The sequence below is a fragment of the Sphingobacterium sp. HJSM2_6 genome, from assembly GCF_049316305.1.
Lineage (GTDB): Bacteria > Bacteroidota > Bacteroidia > Sphingobacteriales > Sphingobacteriaceae > Sphingobacterium.
In genome coordinates, this window is sequence record NZ_JBMOXB010000029.1 from 1 (window position 1) to 17,984 (window position 17,984).

The following is a 17,984-nucleotide window of genomic DNA, read 5'->3' on the forward strand; positions in this document are numbered from 1 at the left end:
AAAATTAATAAATTTATAACTCGAAAGTCTCCTTAAGGTTTCATCCTAATGTGTCTAATTTAGTTTGAAGACGTACACCCATAGTTCATTAAGGGATTTAACACCTGGAATATTTATTGATTTATATATTCCTGATTATAATTTTTACTTAATAAACATTCATTATATTTCTCAAGGAGTATAATATACTTTTTTATCCAATAATCGACATTTTCTGGTTCTGTAAATTTATTTGGTTCAAATTTCACATTATTATTGCCACTAAATACATCAGGAAAATCAGATGAAAAATCATAATTAATGTAGGAGCCGATTTTAACTAAAATATCATAAGATATAAGTTCAAGCTCAAACCAATTATAAATAGTACATCTACTAATTTTCATATGCCTTGCAAGTTCACTAATATTATGCCCTTTCTTTCTAATAATAGACTCTAATACTTGCCCTGCATGATTTTTTGATTTTGATATTTTATGATTTATGTTGCCATTTAAATCATTTTCATGGTTATCAATTTCGGTTAAATTTCCATTCATAGTTCTATAGGTATTAATTGGTTAATAATTTTATTTGAATTTCGTTGAAAATTTTATGCGTGTAAATGACGGTGGTCAAGGTTTTAGATGATTACGGACAATTCATTTAATATACTTTATTTGTTTCGAGATGTTAATAATTTATTTGAATTATCGTTTTTATTGTGGTTTAGCCTATTAAATTATGGTATTTAAGTTGTTTTACTATTTTTAAAATTGATGAAAATCGGTAGTAAAATATCTAAACTGATGTTTCAGAATTCATTTTTATTTTAATTTAAATATTTAGTTCTTTTATTTTTCAATAATCTATCTTCTAAAATTTTTCGGAAGACTTCCCCTTATTAGACCTGTTGTAACATTCTTTTGAGACTAATGATAAAATTTGTAAGGTTTTTTAGGACGAGACAATTAATAAAGAGAAATTAATTTAAAATATTTATAATATTAAATCTTTTTAAAATTTTTATTATTTTTTTGAATAATTTTATTTCAATTTATTAGTATATTCATATACTATTATTAAACTGAAATCACACTATGAGAAATATTTTAATTATTGAGAGTGACGAAACACTACTCAATAAGTACTCTGATATACTAAAATTATCTGGTTATAATGTTATAAGTACTCATAATAGCCAAAAAGGAATTGAACTAGCAATGAATATTCTTCCTAGCCTAATATTATGCAATATTTCTATACCAGACTTACACGGATTCGAAGTTTTATCCATACTATTGAATAATCCATTAACATCTTCAATTCCTTTTGTCTTTTTGAATTCAACATCATCAAATGAAGTTGTAAAAAAAGGATTAGAACTCGGTGCGGATGATTTTATAACCAAACCATTTCAAAGTAATCAACTTATCAGATCAGTAGAAGCTAGAATTAACAAAGCTAAAAATCAAAAATGGAAATCGTTACCTATTAATGAGTCTTACAATATTACTTCAAATTTTGATAAGGGATTTGAGGAACTTTTTGAACTTATTTCCAAAAGCAAAATAAGACATTTAAAAAAAAAACAAACTTTATTCTATGAAAGTGATTATTCGCAATGGATTTATCTTTTAGTGGAAGGTTCAATAAAAACATATAAACTAACAAATGATGGGCGACAGCTAATTACAGGCTTATATACTTCAAAAAGTTTTATTGGAGTAGGTACTTTATTTCTTGAAGAACCATTGACTGAAAGTGCCGAAGCTGTAAAAAATACCTCCGTTTATTTTTTATTAAAGTCTGACATTTCTGAATTATTAAACAAACATGTACAACTAAATAAATATTTTATGATATTATTATCCAATTTTTTACAAGAAAAGGATGAACAATTAGTTGAGCTTGCTTATAATTCAGTTAGAAAAAAACTAGCTCAAGTCTTAATTAAGTTGAGCAAGACATCTGTACCAATTGATGATATAGATATTTCCAGAGATGAGCTTGCTGGTTTGGCTGGTATCGCTAACGAAACGGTTAGTAGAATCCTTACTGATTTTAAAGAAAAAGGATTAATAGAAAGAAATGGAAGCCAAATTCAAATACTTGATTATAATGGCTTATTGAATATTAAAAGTTAATCAAAATTATATAGCACATAACTTTCCTTTTCAAAATTTCATACATCACTACTAAATACATTTACATTAAACCAGAGCAGTAATGGATATAATGTTAATGTTTACGCCTCCGCTCAACATATTGACCCGCTATCGAGCTAGTATAATAGTCCAACCGATAACATCACAATTTTACTTCTTTTTTCGTAGACTTTCACCTTGTAACTCAATTCTATATGATACATAAATTAGTCTATCGAATATTGCGTCTACAAGTGTATTTTCACCAATTACGTCATACCAATGGGTAATGAGCTAACTATTAACATCAAAGCTTTAGCCTGCCTATCTTCAATTATTTCCATCAGATCGAGTCTTGATGAGCCATTTTAGGCTTTAAAAGTAGTTTTAAAGTACATGACTTAATAAGCCTGGGCACAGACTTGATGGCTACAAGCAGAAGAAAAAAAACTCTTTCCGCAACTTGTAGCACTGCTCATGAGTTTCGGATTACCTTTTTTGAGGTGTTCACCAGTTGCTAGTAAATTAAGTAAATGGCGTATGGATCCGCAATATGATGAAGTTACTCTATTTCCTAATAATGACAAGTTAATTATTGAAGAACAAGATATAAGATAATTTGAGAAGAGTTTAAGAAAAGTAGAATTAGAGAATGCAACTTTAAAAAATCGGTAGCCATCTTTTGCAAGGGATACATCCTGCAATTACTTTTATTTCACAACTGCGTTGGTCCAATCTAGTTAATTGTTTTATCTGACTCATTTGATTTGGTTTTCCATGCATCAGTAATCCAAATTGTTTGGTCACTAAGTATCAAAACTACTTGCAAAGGGGGCAATATGCTTCAGCGTAAGAATCAGAAAATGTGTTTATGGGTCAATATCAGCCAAAATGGAATATGATTAGAAGCGATAAATTCAATTTTTAGGGTCAGCTTGCCAGTATATTCAATGAAGTTTAGTTTTAAAAATTTAATACCGATTACAACATTAATTTCCTACAGCTTAGCGTTTAGAGTGTCAATTTTAAAAATTAGCTCAAAAAATGTAAAGTTAAATTCACGCTAATAATCAGTATTTTAACTGATTACTATCATTTACTTTAATTACTACTTAGGGTAATTTTGAAGAAAAGTGATAATCATGAAAAAATTATTAGTTGTTACAGATCTTTCAGTTAGTTCTATTTCAGCTATTTATTTTGCTTATAAAATCTCCCAAATAGAAAAGGCTACATTGGTTATTACGCATGTATATTCACTATCAAAACCAAAAAATTGGCGCCCTCAAAGATTTGATAAATACCATAATGCAAGAAAAGAATTTTTATTGACTAAACTAAATAATCTATTAAATCAAATTTTTAATACAATTGATGGGCCGCATGTAAATTGTGAAATAGATCTCCAAATGAATTCAAATAGTGTAAATGCTATTTTAAATTGTGTGGTAAGACATAAATGTACTTATATGTTTGTCAGTAATCAAGTAAATGCAAAACACAGCTCAATTAAAATGATTTCAAATATTTTGATTGCTAAATCAAAAATCCCAGTATTTAGTGTTCCAATTTCTTATAAACTAAAAAAAATTGATAGCATTTGTTTCGCTTCAAATATGACTAATTATCAAAAAGAAATTAAAAAAATAGCAAGTTTTGTGGGAATGCAAAATATTAAAATAATGTTATTACATATTTTTTTTCCATCTAATATTCTGCTTAAGGCAAATACGTTAGAAGGAAGATTGTTAAAAAAAACTGGTCTTTCAATTAAAATAAAATATATTCAGCGAAGTCAGTCAAGAAGTTTAAGTGAAGATATTATTATTGGTATAAAAAAAACTAAACCATCTTTAATCGTTTATTTTATGGATCGATCTACCCAAATAACTAATAAATCACCCAACTCAATAGGTTTCTCCATCTCAACTTTCTTTAATAAAACACCTATATTATTCTTTAAAAGATAAATTAGTGTTATAATTTTCATTGTATTTTCTTAACATCATAATTAATCATATTATATATGACTGAATTCCGCACATTTAGAATGACTATTCTAAAAGAGAAAAAACTGATGTTATAGTTTGTATTTCGATAAACTTCTTTAATATTGAACCTATTTAAATCAACTCTTATTTCAATAATTGAGGTTCTCAAATAATTCTTACGAAACCTTGAAATCATTAAGAAAATGTTTCAATAATTTCCCATTGACAGCCATTAAGCCGGAACGTTAAAATAATCATAATTTAGTTTTTTTTACTTTCATCAAAGATCTAGTTAAGGGCATTGTGGTATTAGGGATAGATAAGCTTCACTACATATTACCTCAGCCACACTATTCCCGCACGCTTACCTTGAGCCTTCAGTGAATCGAACCCGGGTTCTTATCCCAGCCATATAAAACAAAAAAGCAACTCTTTTGAAGTTGCTTTTCTCTGTGATCCCGCTGGGATAATATTTTTTGAATTATCAACCTTATTTTCAGATTGTTAATTATTCTTATTTTCTAAAGGCACCAGTTAAGGCAGTAGTTTTTAATATGTAAGAACTTATATTTCAAATTTAATAAAATTCTGAACTTTTTAAGATTTATAAAGACCCTTTTTAAAAATCTTTTAATTCAAAAATATTATTATTCATATAGGGTTACATTAGAAATAGAGAGGTTCGAATCCATTTTTCTCTCCTGGTAAAAGTGCAACTGTAAAGAGTTGCTTTTTTAAATTTATAGGTACTTTTCTCTCATTAATTTTTAATAAATTTTAGTTAATTATACGGATTTTTACAGAGTTTTGATAGGATTGTTTATTCTTATTTCTATATGTTATCGACTGATAATTAAATTTTATATTTCTCTGTTTAAAACTTAAATGTATCTACGATTCAAATAAAGACGAAATGAGATGTTACGCTTGACTCAATGTGTTTTTGACGATAGTATTAAAGAGGTTAGTGTTACAAGAATTCAATTGATTCGGAATAACTAATTTGCAAGATTGCAAAATATTTTTGATGTTGAACTAAGAAAATAGAGTTAGAGATAGATTGGCTAAACTTTTTGTATATTAGGTGTGTATAACCAACTGTTAAAAAGAATCATTTATGCTTCTTGTAAGAAATGGCTCAATGACCTAAGTTACTTGACGTATATTACCTACTCACCAAATATTGGAATCATTACCTGCAAGCCTAAAAGACGAAATCACATTATTAGAAATGAATAACATAATACATGGAGCAAAATGGTGGAAGTTTGACTTCCACAACCACACCCCTAAGTCAAATGACTTTGGAAAGGGTGATGTTCACCACATGGCAATCACACCTGAGACCTGGTTGCTTATGTATATGAAGGCAGGGATTGATTGTGTTGCAATAACTGACCACAACTCAGGGGAATGGATTGACACTTTGAAAACTGCATTGACTATAATGGAAAGTGCTGAATCTAAGCCATCAGGCTACAGAAAATTATTTCTGTTCCCTGGAGTTGAAATTTCTGCTTCAGGGAACATTCATATTTTAGCATTGTTTGACCCTAGTGCTGGAACAGCAGAAATTCAAGCACTATTAGGTGCTGTAAGATTTCCATCAGCACATTTCGGAAATACTGATGCAGTTTCACCCGACAGCGTTGAAGATGTAATCAATGCAATCCATAAAGCAGGTGCAGTTGCAATACCAGCACATGTGGACAAACCATGTGGATTATTTTTACTCACAGGTTTTACTCTTACACAAACAATCAAGACGGAAGGGCTACTTGCAATTGAGGTAGTAGAGAAAACTGCGACCAAACCAGAGCTTTACAATCAATCCAAACTTAAATTAGCAGAAGTGATTGGCACTGACAGTCATGTTGCTGAACAAGTAGGGACAAATTATACTTGGATTAAAATGGGGGAACCATCTTTGGATGCATTGAAACTTGCATTGCATGATAGAGAGGATGGAATAATTAGAAAAGATGAAATCACTGATGATCCGAATAGTATTTCACATCGTTACTTCATAAGATCACTAACGGTTACAAATGGTTTTAAAGCAGGAAACGGAACCCCGTTAAAAACAGAATTCAGTCCATGGCTAACTTCTGTTATCGGTGGTAGAGGTTCGGGTAAATCAACTATTGTAAATTATTTGCGAATTGCTTTAGCAAGAATAGATGAAATGCCAAATGAAGTTCAAATAGAGTTTAATAAGTTCAATGGAATAGGAAGGAAAGATGGAACTGGGATGTTGCGAAATGTAACAACTATACAAGTTGAAATTTTTAAGGACGGTAAATTGCATTTAATAACATGGAGAGATTCTACTCATACATTACAAGATTGGGATGAAACAACAAGAACTTGGAAATTATCAACTACCGTTTCAAATATCAAAGACCTCTTCCCAATTCAGGTTTTTAGTCAGAAAGAACTTTATGCATTAACTGGTAATCCTTCAAAACTTATTGAGTTAATTGATTCACAGTTCGACAAGCACGCTTGGGCAGAAGAAAAAGAAAGGTTAGTAAATAAGTGGCTTTCAGACAGAGCAAAAAGAAGGCAACTTTATTTTGCCATATCAGAAGAAGCTAACATAAGAGCTCAGCTTGGTTCAGTTAACAATAAAATAGCATTGTTTGAAAGTTCGGATTATAGAGACACATTAAACAACTTCAATAAACTCACCGCAACAAATAAATTTTTCACTGATACAAGTGAAATTGTTTCACAGTTTATTTCACAATTAGAGGAATTAGAACATGAAGTTCCAAATTTTGAAATACCTGAAGGAGTAAATGATGTTGTAGTTAATGAATCGTTGCAATTTATTCAAACAATAAATGCTGAATTATCAGCAGCGAAAGCAAAGATAGCAGAAGCAATTGCACTTGTTACGCCATACAAACAACATCTTGTTAATCAATTCAATACCCTGCCTTGGTTTGCACAATTTGAAGTAGCCAAACAAAACTATGATGCTATTGCAGCAAGTATACAGGAGTTAGGAACTGAATCGTATGAAACATTAATCCAAAGAAGGGCATTACTGAATGATAAACTTGTATTAATTGATAACCAAAAAACAGAACTTGCAAACTTAAATACAACTCTTGGAATCCTTTATGCTGCAATCATTGACAATGAAAAGGAATTAAGAAAAAAAAGAAACGAAATCATTGGAAGATGGAGAACAATTGATAACACAAATAATCCGTTTCTGATTATTGAATTGCATCCTATGGCAGATTCAGAAAATGCTAATACTACTTTTAGAGAACTTATCAGAAAGTCAGGAGGTGAATTTGCAAACGACATTTATATTTACAATGAAGATGACGGAAGCTGCTCTGGCTTAATTGGAAGAATCATAAATGACGCTGAAGCAACCCGTTGGGAAAAACGACATATTGAAGTTGTAGCATTTCTTTCAGCAACTGAAGCTGATAAAAAAGGAATTGATTTAAGGTTAGCAAAACAGCTTGATTATCTCAAACAAAATACACCAGAAGATATTGACCGCTTAATAGTTTGGGTACCGGAAGACAAACTTATTTTGAAGTTTAGGAAGAAAGGAGTCGTGGAAGATATTCAAACAGGCTCTGCTGGAGAACGAACAGCCGGAATGTTAGGATTACTTTTAGCACTTAACGACATTCCACTAATCATCGACCAACCTGAAGATGATTTGGACACAAAACTAATATCAAATTTTGTAGTTGACGGTTTCAAAAAGCTAAAGCAAAAAAGACAATTGCTTATAGTAACTCACAATCCAAATATTGCAGTCAATGCGAATTCTGATAATGTGGTTCATATGGATTTTAACAATGGACAAATAGTTGTTGCAGGTAATAATGCATTGCAAGACAAACACATTCGCAATGCAGTTTGTGAAGTTATGGAAGGAGGTAGGGATGCTCTTAATAAACGATATTTTCGTATTTCAAAAGCACTTAAAAAATAACGAAATATGTAACTTTGAAAGCAGAGTAAGTATGTTACAGCATTAACTCTTGCATAGCCTTTAATATTGTAAAATATAATATAGTACCTCGCTTAATCCTTGTTATGCGAGGTTATTTTTGCCTCACATTCTTCATTATCAATCTTGCTTTCATAGCTTCTTTCTTTTCTTCCAACTTCTTGTATTTAAATATAACATGTTGTTAGTGAGTGTTTTGTGTAGGTTTTAGGTCAGTTTACTTTGGTTTGTCATTATCTGTTGCATAACATACATCATAGCTCTCAAATCCGAAACCTCACTCCTTAAAGCAGAGAATTCTGATGACTGATTTAAATATTTTTTGTCTGTTCTCATTGTAATTATTAGTACAATGATTCTACACTCAGAAACCTACAGTGATAACTATTTATTCTGTGTATTGGTGGGAGAATTTTAAACCTACTTATACACGCTCGCCGTCCCATGAGTTGAGCGAAGGTAGTTTAAGAGAAATGCGCTATCATGATTCAACGATATGCATGTACTATACGGAGACTGTTTGCGATATTTTTGACAGCGTAGGCTCAGACTTAAGCAATCTAAATAATGACAACATCGTAGCTTGAGCGATTTCAGGAGAGACAAACTCTAAAAGCGGTTGAATTTTTAAAGAGTCTGTAGTACTTATTCAAAAGGCATAAGAGTCTTATCATTACAGAATCTTTAATTTTGACAAGATTATTTAATCTCTTGACATAGACGTAATTCCCTTTTCATTCTTTGATGTATTGTTACTGAAAATTTATTTTAAATAGCTGGGAATCAGTATTTAAGAAAGTTAAATAAAAAACACCAAATCTTCAGCTTCTTGTACCTCATCGCAAGCATCCATTTTTGCTAAGTCATTTTTGTTTTCAATTCGATATAATGTTCGAATTTGCAATGTTTGGATGGATAGACGTTGATTAAATAGGGATTTAAACCAAAGTATGTAAGGAGAATTTTTAAATCGAAACATTATAAACTCATCTGTAATTTGAATTTTCTTAAATTTACTAAATCTCTTCAAGATCGATTCAATCGATAAAGGCATAAAATCAATATCTATAAATGGCAATTCCTCATTGTAAGTTCTTTCTATATCAAAACTATTTATTGAAGGCATATAGTGACGTGATAATATATGAATATAAGAATATACATCGAATACAAATTTGATATTCTTTATCTCGAAACAGTGCTCCAATTTCGCCATTCCATCAAAAAACAATTTAACCTTAAAATATATATGAAAACAAGCAAGAACTATTTCTCTATATTTGACCTTAAAGTGGTTATTTCCAAACAATCCACTTTTCTTTAACTTCAAAAGTATTTTTACTTTTCGATTGAATTCTGGATTTAGATGTGCCATATAGGGTCCTTTTTTTGAAATTAATATATTTTCCCATTTTGGATAGTATAAATCAAAATACAATTTATCCTTATCAATTTGCTCTGAACTCAAATAACCATGAGGACCTAAAACTGGAGGAATAAACAAGTAATTAAAAAAGTAATTCATCCCAATTCTATAAAATACAAATTCGGAAGCTTCTTCGATTGAATATAAATCAAATGCTGGAATCAGTAATCCCATTCTTGAAAAATGTTCATATTTTTCATTATCACTTTTTGTTTTATAGTAGTCTAACTCTTCAATTGTTACTGAATCTGAAATTTGGACAATTGCTTTCATGGAACTAAATAAGAACTCTAGTTCAAATAGTTTCAGCTTTTTTATTTCATTTCGATGATTTTTAAATTTATGTAAATATCTTCTTAAAGCGATCTTCCTAATATCGGTATCCAAGAGTTCCATTTTAGTATAAATCATTTTTGTTTAAAGGCTTAATAAGACAGTATTGATCAAATATAGAAAACTTGTAAGATGAGTTTTAATAATATTTTTTAATAAAAATATAAAATTTTAAGGGTTTTATTTTTAGCTTTTTAAAGCTTAAATTTTACTAATTCTAAGTGATTTAGATTTTTAAATTACTCCAATATATTAGACTTAATTCAACTTAAGAAAACTAATAATACATTTGACAGCTATATATATCAAATTATATTATTTTTGGTATTTATATTTTAAGTAAAATGGAACGTAATATAAAACCACATAATCGAAAAATAGATATTATCAAAAATCTGGCAAAAGGTAAGCTTTTTGATCTCTTAATAACTATAGTTGGTAAACTTGGTTATATTTCAATTAATCATGACTCTGATGTTATTGTAGGAACTTATTCTGGTCCTTTATCAAAGCATAAACATGCGTTTATTTATTTAGATCAAAAGCTAAATTCTTCAGAAAATACAGAAGAATATGTTAATAAAATTAAACTATATAGTGATCAAAATAAAGTAGTGACTTTTTTTGTGTTTAGTAATAACGTAATATCAAAAGGTTTTCAAAACGATTTAAGTACAGCCTTAAAAACTTTAACAATTGATTATATTGGAAGAGATGATCTAATTGAATTAATAGATAAATTTTTTACAGATTTCTGGAAACATGATGATGTTGAATTGTTAAATTATGAGAAAATATTTAGTAATAATTTGATTGGAGATAATGAATTGAAAAAACTTCAAATCTTTAATGAGAAGTATGATAAATTACTTCAAATCTTTATAGAACCAGATTATTTTCACTTTTACGAGGATAAAAACACTAATACTCCAGTTCGCAAAAAGGTTAGCATAGAAAGATTATGTTTAAATGATAAAACTGTTATTTTATCAGGGTCTGCTGGTACAGGTAAGACAACGACTTTAAAAAAAATAGGTGAATATTTGATAGATCTGAATAAGACTCAGACTAACAAGAAGAATATTCCCATATTTCTTTCAGTTACAGAACTTTTTGATGAAGAATATAATATTGATGCTTTAGTTAAAAACAAGTTAGCTTTAGCTTTTTCTGACATTCAATTATGCTTTGAAAATTATCAGATAACAATCTTAATCGACACTATTGATGAACTAGAACAAAAAAATCAAGATAAAATCCTTAAACAATTAGAAAAATTAAGTTCTAAAAATGATGTAAATATAATTATTGCTACAAGGAATCATGAGAAATTGTATTCTAATCCAATTTTGAAAAATGCAGATAATTTTTCAATTGAAAAATTTAATAATGATCAGATTAAAAGGTTTGTATCAAACTTTTTTCAACATGAAACATCTAGAGCTGACGCTTTATTGGATGCACTTAGGGATAACAGAATTTTAGAAAAATTACCTATTACCCCGTTAACACTTTCTCTAATTTCAATTCTATATGAAGAGAATAATTTAGAAATTCCAGCGACAATTACGGACATATACGATAACTTTAATGCAGTATTATTAGGTAAAGCTATAGTATCTTCTCGATTAGAATTTATAGATAGTTCATTTAGAGAACGAATTTTATCTTTGTATGGATTGGCTCTTTTAGAGAGAATTGAGCATACACCAATGGAGAAAGAGGAGTTCTTTGAATATTTTCAAAATTATTATGCCGACAAAACTATTCCCATTCGAAAAGGATCAATAAAAGATGTTTTGACCTATTTAATTGATAATACTGGTATTTTGTTGTTAAAGGATGGGAAATATATCCAATTTAGTCATGATTCGTTTATGGAGTATTATGGAGCTATTGAAATATTCAAACATCAAAGGAATAAAGAAGAATTAATAATTGAGAATTTTTTCGACATAAATTGGCAGAATTCTTCATTTTTTTACGCTGGAAAATCTAGAGATATGTCAGAATTTTTATTAAAAGTTATCTCAAAAGTTCAAAGTGCATCAAAAGTTAATGATTTTTTTATGGGAGTTATGGGATTAGGATATTTAATGCAATCTCTTTACCAAACTGATAATAAAATAAGGAAAATAGGAGTTGACACAGCAATAAATGTAAATATTCAGGCCTATGAAGCTTTAATGAAAATTTCAGGAGATGAGGATGCAATATTTAAGAACTATAAATTGCCAATAATGCTTTTAATGAATGTGTTCTATTTTTTCGAAAACTTTAATTCCGTAACGTTAAAAGAACCTTTAACCCTATCATTTATAGACCTATTTCAAAATTATTTAAAAGAAGATGAAACAAATATTGGTTATAAAGCATTAAAAATCGCTCTTACATTAAATTCAAAAAGAATAAATGAAGGACAATACCTTGAAAAATTAATTTTTAAATCTAATCTTTGTCACGACCCTAACTTAGTGATGTTAACTGATCTAGCGCTTGAATTAAATAGAACCGACAATTATAAAGATCTTAAAAAAGCTATTAAAAAAGATTTCAATAAATTAAGTGCTCCATTAAAAAAGTTAAGTGAGATTCCTGCGAGTCGCTTAAGATTCACAAGTTATGATGCTATAAAGTCTGAGAGAAAGTTTCAGATTTTGACTGAAGGCAAAACTGATGCAAGAATAATTGAACACGCTTACATGGTATTAACAAAAGGTGATTTACCTTATTGGGAAATAAAACCTGCTGGGAGTGAAGAGAATTCTGGCGCAAAAGAACTTACTAAAACTTTACAAAGTGCGGCCCCATTATTGAACTCCGATCAAAAATTGATTGGGATTTATGATAGAGATAATGCTGGATTAGAAGAATTTCGCAGATTAAAAAACTTTGAGGACATTGAAAATCACACTGTGAGAAAATGTAGAAGTGATGAGATTTACGCAATCTGTTTACCGATAATAGAAAATAGAGAAAATTATCTTCAAGAGAAACAAGTATTTAATTTTTTTGAAATTGAACATTATTTCCCTAACGAATTGCTTGAAAAGCATAACAAATTGAAAACCACTGCTATAGATGGTGTTCACGAAATTATTGGTAATAAAAACTCTTTTGCAAGCGAGATAGTCAAAATTCATGACCCTGAAATTTTTAGACCTTTTATGGAATTATTTAGAAGAATAGATAATATAACAAATATGAATATTGATTACCATTTCAATTAATCATCGAAATCAGTCAAATCAATTATTTAGGAAATTTTAACTGGGATATTTAAACATATTCCATGACGAGTCAATTGTAAACTTATTTTAGGACGAGTCAATTCAGCAAGCGGAAGTTGGGCAAGCCCTACTTTTTCGCCCTTCATGCTTTGCAATCGAGCTTTTAAGTATCCTCCGGGGATACTTTTATTTTGTAAGACGTCTTTAAATGCTGATTTCGGTATACTCATATGTATACTCAATCTCAATAAATAGGTCATTTTGATCTAAATCATGATATTTGGATTTTAAAATGGTTTTTAGGTGAATAAAGTTTCCTAATTTGTCTATCCAACATAAAAAGATCGGAAGGGAAAGATATGGAGCAATGGAAGGAAAAATCAATCAGGTTTCCTCAAAAATCTGATGATCAACTGAGTGCCTTAGTGTTGAAATTTGGAAGGTCAAAGAAGCTGTTTTTGGTTCAGATGATCGACTATTTTTATCGGTCAAAGAAAGATCCAGCGGATAGCGGTGATGAGATTCTGAAACGAGAACTTTCATTCGGAATCAATCGGATATTGTCTTTTATCAAGCAGCAGGAAAAGGATCTGCTCATACCAGTCATGAACCTCAATACTGAAAATTTTAGGCTACTTAATGTATTCCATGAAAAACTCCATGGACAGGATCAGTTACTAACTGATCAAAGGCAGAGAATTGAAAACATCTTGCAGGAAGTAAACTATATTTCTAAAGGGATTTCTAAAAACAAAACAGATAAGGCCATATTAATTTCTAACATCATCATGTTGTTTGACCGCTTTCTGAAAGTAAGGGATGCCATTGGTTGGAGTTTAAATTCTGCTAAGAAAGATGAACTATACAAGAAGCTTATCTCCGATATCCATAAGCTCTAGTGATGTTTATCCATATTTCCAAGTCCGAAACAGGAAACAATACGGGAAGCTGTGGGGCTTTGGTGAGCTATCTGGAAAAAGAGAGCAGGATGCTTGAAAATCTTTCTAATTCGGAAAGGTGGTTCAATGGACGTTCTAATGACATACTGCCACATGAGGTCAGGATTGCAATCGATTCCAATATCGCCAAGCTGTCTAGAGATGACGGTAAGTTCTATCTGATCAACATCAGTCCAAGCCAAAAGGAGATTGCTTTTCTATTGGAACGTTTTGGTGAGCAGGAGGCCAAACTTCAGCTCAAGGAGTTTGCGATCAAGGTGATGGATGCTTACGCTAAGAACTTTCATCGTGAAGGGATAAATGGTCAGGCTGACCTGTTGTGGTTTGCCAAATGGGAGAAGAACCGCTATTACGGACATCAGGACAAAGCGGTGATCAGTGGTCAAAGGAAACGCGGAGAGATGAAGGAAGGTCATCAGTTTCACATTCAGATTATCGTCAGTAGGAAGGATATCACAAACAAGATCAAGCTGAGTCCGCAGAATACTTCCAGGGGAAAAAACAATTCACATTCTCAGAAGCTCGGTCAGTTCGACCGAATGGCATTCAAGGAATCGGGCGAGCTTCTATTCGATAAACTGTTCAGCTATGACCGAGGATTGCAGGAAACTTTTCAGTTTTCCAATAGGGTAAAGAATGGCAATTTGCAAGAGCGTAGGCAGATCGATCAGATTCTGCAGTTTGCTAAAGGCAGGGATGAATGGAGAGCTGATAGCTTTCGGGATTTGTTTGCTGGAAAATCTCAGGCTTTGGACTTGGTGGCCAATTTGCTTTCAGGTACAAGCCTGCCATCCGAGGGAATGGAAAGGTCGCTACCAAGAAGGCGTAAAAAACGCAAAGGGAAACGGCTAGGCAGGTCGTAGATTTATTTTTTCATTCAATCCATGATAGGGATCAAAGTTCGGACACTGTCCTTCGGGGCGGGACAAGAAATTCCGACATAAACACATATCCATCGCACAGCTCCATCTTTTATTTCGTTGCTTCTTGCCCTAGCTCGGTCAGGTCCGGTGCGGGCTCCATAATCATTTCTTGAAACTAAAAAAAGAACGTTATGGAAAGCAGAAAAAAAAGAAATCTTCTGTACAAGGTGGCAGAAGTTCAGCTAAGTTACAGCAACCGGATTTCCAGCTCAAAGATGCCCGTGGTGACATCCTCCAGTGAAGCCTACAGCGTGATCATGGATAGCTGGCAATTTGAGAGTTTAGAACTCTTTGAACGGTTCAGGGTATTGCTGATGAATACGGGTAACCGCGTGATGGGTGTTTACGAAGCTTCCAGTGGCGGGATATCGGGAACGGTAGTGGATATTAGGCTGTTGATGGTTACGGCGCTGAAAGCGACTGCTACAGGGATTATCGTCTTTCACAATCACCCTTCGGGAAACCTCAAGCCAAGCACCGAGGACAAAAAGCTGACTCAAAAGATCCATGATGCAGCAAGCTATTTGGATATCAAGTTGCACGATCACCTAATCGTTGGCCGGGAAGGGTATCTTTCCTTTAGGGATGAAGGGCTTTTATAGCCCTTTTTTTAATAAAAAGATATTTTCTAAATTAGTTTTTTTATTTATCAAATCGATTCGACGTGAAATTTAAATGTTGAGTTTCATCAATCGTGACTCCATTAATTTTTACTATTTAATCAGTGTAAATAATCTCATACGAGCAGAAGTTCTATATTGATAATTATTGATGGGGAACCAAGTTCTAAAATTGACTTACCATCATTATTTTCAGTGCTAAATTTTGTCAAGGACAGAAATTTTCTGTTGGTTTCTGTGTTTTTTAAACCACCATTGAACCCATTTTTCGTTGAATATATTTTGCCCAGCAAAGTATAGATTATTTTCATTCATGTCCATGTTAAGGGTGAAGGATCTTTCTTGTTGTTTTTGGGTTTGCTCAAGTTCCATCAGCATCTGCCTAATTTCTTTTTTATGATAATTGCTTTTGTCTGTTCTGCACGAAAGGAAAAAAAGGTTAGATAGCTTCCTTTGCTTTTTGGTAGCATTCTGTTTATGAGAATAGGCTAATGAATTTAGATATTCCTGAACTATATGTTCTGGGGTAATATCAAGAATGGCGCATAAATATCGGATATGGGCGTGAATATTGATCGTAATTTTTTTCTGTCTTGATGAATAACGTTCATTGATCTCCTCATATTTGCTATAGAGCTTATGTATTGATTTATCAATTTTTTTGGAAACTTTCATGGCTTTTGTTATTTAGATATGGTTTCTGATATTTAAAAAGTAGGTCTGAATCAGCAAATAATTGGAATCGAGCATCTCCCTAACCTCAGAGAATGTAAAGCTAGAATTTGAAATTTGACTTGCAATCGTTACCTACTTCTCATTTGTCGACGGTTCGATCATAACCTTTTGGGGATGCTCCTAGTTTAATAGTAAATCTTAAATTTTAACGATAGTAGAATATTGAGATTTAGGAAAATTTGTCCACTCCATTTCATTGCTCTCCTTAGATTACTGTTTCTTTCGATTCGTTTTTCAAAAGATAAGTCTCACTGAAATCTGTGGTAAACCTGATACATATGTTCTGAAAAAGTTCTTTCAAAGCTTCCATCTTCAATTCAATCCTTTCAAGGGATTTCAAAGAGATGCTAAAATTATCCTCATACCTGGTGGCTCGGTAGATATCTTCCAAAATTTTTAATAGCTTTTCATCCTCGTTATTGTCAGGGTCAAAAATTGCATCATACGAAGGGTAAATTTCATAAATGGTACTGTTATGGCATCTGATGGAATGGCTCAACTTGTCTTTTCCAACCAGAATGATCTCTAAGTTCCTGTAGGTCTGTTCCAGAACCTGATGGATCATAAATGCAGCCATGGAATACTGTGACTTTGCTTTAAAATGAAAATAACCATCCCTAAACTCGATTACCTTTTGAAATTCCCTTTCTTGGAATTGGCGGTGTTTTTCGAAGCATTTGGCAGCATCAAAATCTTCTGGTATTGGGCAAAATGCAGAATCTTGTCGTTGAAATACAAGTCGATTCTGTTGACATGACCTGAAAAGGAAAAGACTTCCTCTTTTGATCTTCTCTTTAGCCTGGAAAGCAACATAACATTTGATCCGATAATTTTCATAATTCTTGATGCTGTTAACCATTTTTGGAGTGAGTTCGCCAATATAATTCAGATACTTGTTGGAAACCAATAATATAAGATCCCTTTGATTTTTTGATTTTTGATATTCACTCAAGTAAATACACTCGATATTATAATTGGTAGTTAGAATTTGAATGACCTTATACAATTCTTCGTCTATTTGCAATATATTAAAATCCATAATGTTGTAATTTAGATATTGAATGATTCAGAAAGTGCCAAACCGTTTGGAGTTTCTGATAACCTAATCTAAAGTTCTGACATCTTGATTTCCTATTCAATTCTAATGGAAGCATAAATTATCCTATAAAGAGAATATGTTATCCGTGAAATATTTCTTAAATTCGTAAATGGGAGAATCGAAAGATATCCTTTAAATTGATATCTATTTATGGAAAGGACACAACATATTCACGAAGGCAGAAATATCAAAAGGTTTAGGGAGATGCTGGGCATGAAACAGGAAGCTCTTGCTTTTGAGCTGGGCGAAGATTGGACACAGAAAAAAGTGTCACAGTTGGAAGCTAAGGAAAAAGTAGAAGAGGATATATTGGATCAAGTTGCTAAAATATTGAAGGTACCTGCCGAGGCAATCCAAAATTTCGATGTTGACCAAGCAGTTAACTTTATATCCAATACAGTAAATAACAGTGACAATGCAACAGGTAATTCTTTGTATAATTACCAACCAACTTTCAATCCTATTGATAAAATGGTAGAATTATATGAAAGGATGTTACAGCAACAGAAAGAAATGATCGATAAGTTAGAGAGATTATTAAATTCCAAGAGTTA

The 17,984-nt window shown here is 31.5% G+C and carries 14 protein-coding genes; 8 read left to right on the top strand and 6 right to left on the bottom strand.

Annotation, left to right across the window (positions count from 1 at the left end; all coding sequences use genetic code 11):
* Positions 1 to 113: 113 nt before the first annotated feature.
* Positions 114 to 539, bottom strand: a complete 426-nt coding sequence (locus ACFRAE_RS17325; RefSeq protein ID WP_422798434.1) for a helix-turn-helix domain-containing protein — start codon at positions 537 to 539, stop codon at positions 114 to 116.
* Between the two features lie 540 nt (positions 540 to 1,079).
* On the opposite strand from ACFRAE_RS17325, the gene ACFRAE_RS17330 reads away from it, so the two are divergent.
* Positions 1,080 to 2,126 carry a response regulator gene (locus tag ACFRAE_RS17330; protein WP_422798435.1) on the top strand — a complete coding sequence of 349 codons (1,047 nt, stop codon included), beginning with the start codon at positions 1,080 to 1,082 and terminating at the stop codon, positions 2,124 to 2,126.
* 171 nt (positions 2,127 to 2,297) lie between these two features.
* Here the strand turns inward: ACFRAE_RS17330 and ACFRAE_RS17335 are convergent, their stop codons facing one another.
* Entirely contained in the window at positions 2,298 to 2,417 is a 120-nt protein-coding gene (locus tag ACFRAE_RS17335) for an ATP-binding protein (RefSeq protein ID WP_422798447.1), read from the bottom strand.
* Positions 2,418 to 3,268: 851 nt separating this feature from the next.
* Between ACFRAE_RS17335 and ACFRAE_RS17340 the strand changes: the two genes are divergently transcribed.
* Entirely contained in the window at positions 3,269 to 4,096 is an 828-nt protein-coding gene (locus ACFRAE_RS17340; protein ID WP_422798436.1) for a hypothetical protein, read from the top strand.
* 1,204 nt (positions 4,097 to 5,300) lie between these two features.
* Positions 5,301 to 8,087 carry a TrlF family AAA-like ATPase gene (locus ACFRAE_RS17345; protein ID WP_422798437.1) on the top strand — a complete coding sequence of 929 codons (2,787 nt, stop codon included), beginning with the start codon at positions 5,301 to 5,303 and terminating at the stop codon, positions 8,085 to 8,087.
* A gap of 817 nt (positions 8,088 to 8,904) precedes the next feature.
* Here the strand turns inward: ACFRAE_RS17345 and ACFRAE_RS17350 are convergent.
* Entirely contained in the window at positions 8,905 to 9,942 is a 1,038-nt protein-coding gene (locus ACFRAE_RS17350; RefSeq protein WP_422798438.1) for a hypothetical protein, read from the bottom strand.
* A gap of 266 nt (positions 9,943 to 10,208) precedes the next feature.
* On the opposite strand from ACFRAE_RS17350, the gene ACFRAE_RS17355 reads away from it, so the two are divergent.
* On the top strand, positions 10,209 to 13,094 hold the full coding sequence (locus ACFRAE_RS17355; RefSeq protein ID WP_422798439.1) for an NACHT domain-containing protein: 2,886 nt from the start codon (positions 10,209 to 10,211) through the stop codon (positions 13,092 to 13,094).
* 26 nt (positions 13,095 to 13,120) lie between these two features.
* On the opposite strand, the gene ACFRAE_RS17360 is transcribed toward ACFRAE_RS17355, so the two are convergent.
* Positions 13,121 to 13,324, bottom strand: a complete 204-nt coding sequence (locus tag ACFRAE_RS17360) for a hypothetical protein (RefSeq protein WP_422798440.1) — start codon at positions 13,322 to 13,324, stop codon at positions 13,121 to 13,123.
* 129 nt (positions 13,325 to 13,453) lie between these two features.
* Between ACFRAE_RS17360 and ACFRAE_RS17365 the strand changes: the two genes are divergently transcribed.
* From ACFRAE_RS17365 to ACFRAE_RS17375, 3 genes are all read left to right on the top strand, one after another.
* A complete protein-coding gene (locus tag ACFRAE_RS17365; protein ID WP_422798441.1) occupies positions 13,454 to 13,993 on the top strand; it encodes a BfmA/BtgA family mobilization protein in 540 nt (179 codons plus the stop codon).
* Positions 13,994 to 13,995: 2 nt separating this feature from the next.
* The gene (locus ACFRAE_RS17370) at positions 13,996 to 14,916 is read left to right on the top strand and encodes a DUF5712 family protein (RefSeq protein WP_422798442.1); all 921 of its coding nucleotides are present in this window, start codon (positions 13,996 to 13,998) and stop codon (positions 14,914 to 14,916) included.
* A 191-nt stretch (positions 14,917 to 15,107) separates the two neighbouring features.
* Positions 15,108 to 15,578 (top strand): JAB domain-containing protein, encoded by a 471-nt coding sequence (locus tag ACFRAE_RS17375; protein WP_422798443.1) that lies wholly within the window; start codon positions 15,108 to 15,110, stop codon positions 15,576 to 15,578.
* A 216-nt stretch (positions 15,579 to 15,794) separates the two neighbouring features.
* On the opposite strand, the gene ACFRAE_RS17380 is transcribed toward ACFRAE_RS17375, so the two are convergent.
* Together ACFRAE_RS17380 and ACFRAE_RS17385 are read right to left on the bottom strand one after the other, a co-directional pair.
* A complete protein-coding gene (locus ACFRAE_RS17380) occupies positions 15,795 to 16,271 on the bottom strand; it encodes a hypothetical protein (RefSeq protein WP_422798444.1) in 477 nt (158 codons plus the stop codon).
* Between the two features lie 265 nt (positions 16,272 to 16,536).
* Complete coding sequence (locus tag ACFRAE_RS17385) at positions 16,537 to 17,370, bottom strand: hypothetical protein (RefSeq protein ID WP_422798445.1); 834 nt, start codon at positions 17,368 to 17,370, stop codon at positions 16,537 to 16,539.
* A 210-nt stretch (positions 17,371 to 17,580) separates the two neighbouring features.
* On the opposite strand from ACFRAE_RS17385, the gene ACFRAE_RS17390 reads away from it, so the two are divergent.
* Positions 17,581 to 17,984 (top strand): helix-turn-helix domain-containing protein (locus ACFRAE_RS17390; RefSeq protein ID WP_422798446.1); only part of this gene is annotated, 404 nt, incomplete at its 3' end.

Excerpts from the sequence above, each read along its gene's own strand:
- ACFRAE_RS17325 (WP_422798434.1), bottom strand. The coding sequence starts at position 539 with ATGAATGGAAATTTAACCGAAATTGATAACCATGAAAATGATTTAAAT.
- ACFRAE_RS17330 (WP_422798435.1), top strand. The coding sequence starts at position 1,080 with ATGAGAAATATTTTAATTATTGAGAGTGACGAAACACTACTCAATAAG.
- ACFRAE_RS17340 (WP_422798436.1), top strand. The coding sequence starts at position 3,269 with ATGAAAAAATTATTAGTTGTTACAGATCTTTCAGTTAGTTCTATTTCA.
- ACFRAE_RS17350 (WP_422798438.1), bottom strand. The coding sequence starts at position 9,942 with ATGATTTATACTAAAATGGAACTCTTGGATACCGATATTAGGAAGATC.
- ACFRAE_RS17355 (WP_422798439.1), top strand. The coding sequence starts at position 10,209 with ATGGAACGTAATATAAAACCACATAATCGAAAAATAGATATTATCAAA.
- ACFRAE_RS17360 (WP_422798440.1), bottom strand. The coding sequence starts at position 13,324 with ATGAGTATACCGAAATCAGCATTTAAAGACGTCTTACAAAATAAAAGT.
- ACFRAE_RS17365 (WP_422798441.1), top strand. The coding sequence starts at position 13,454 with ATGGAGCAATGGAAGGAAAAATCAATCAGGTTTCCTCAAAAATCTGAT.
- ACFRAE_RS17370 (WP_422798442.1), top strand. The coding sequence starts at position 13,996 with ATGTTTATCCATATTTCCAAGTCCGAAACAGGAAACAATACGGGAAGC.
- ACFRAE_RS17375 (WP_422798443.1), top strand. The coding sequence starts at position 15,108 with ATGGAAAGCAGAAAAAAAAGAAATCTTCTGTACAAGGTGGCAGAAGTT.
- ACFRAE_RS17380 (WP_422798444.1), bottom strand. The coding sequence starts at position 16,271 with ATGAAAGTTTCCAAAAAAATTGATAAATCAATACATAAGCTCTATAGC.
- ACFRAE_RS17385 (WP_422798445.1), bottom strand. The coding sequence starts at position 17,370 with ATGGATTTTAATATATTGCAAATAGACGAAGAATTGTATAAGGTCATT.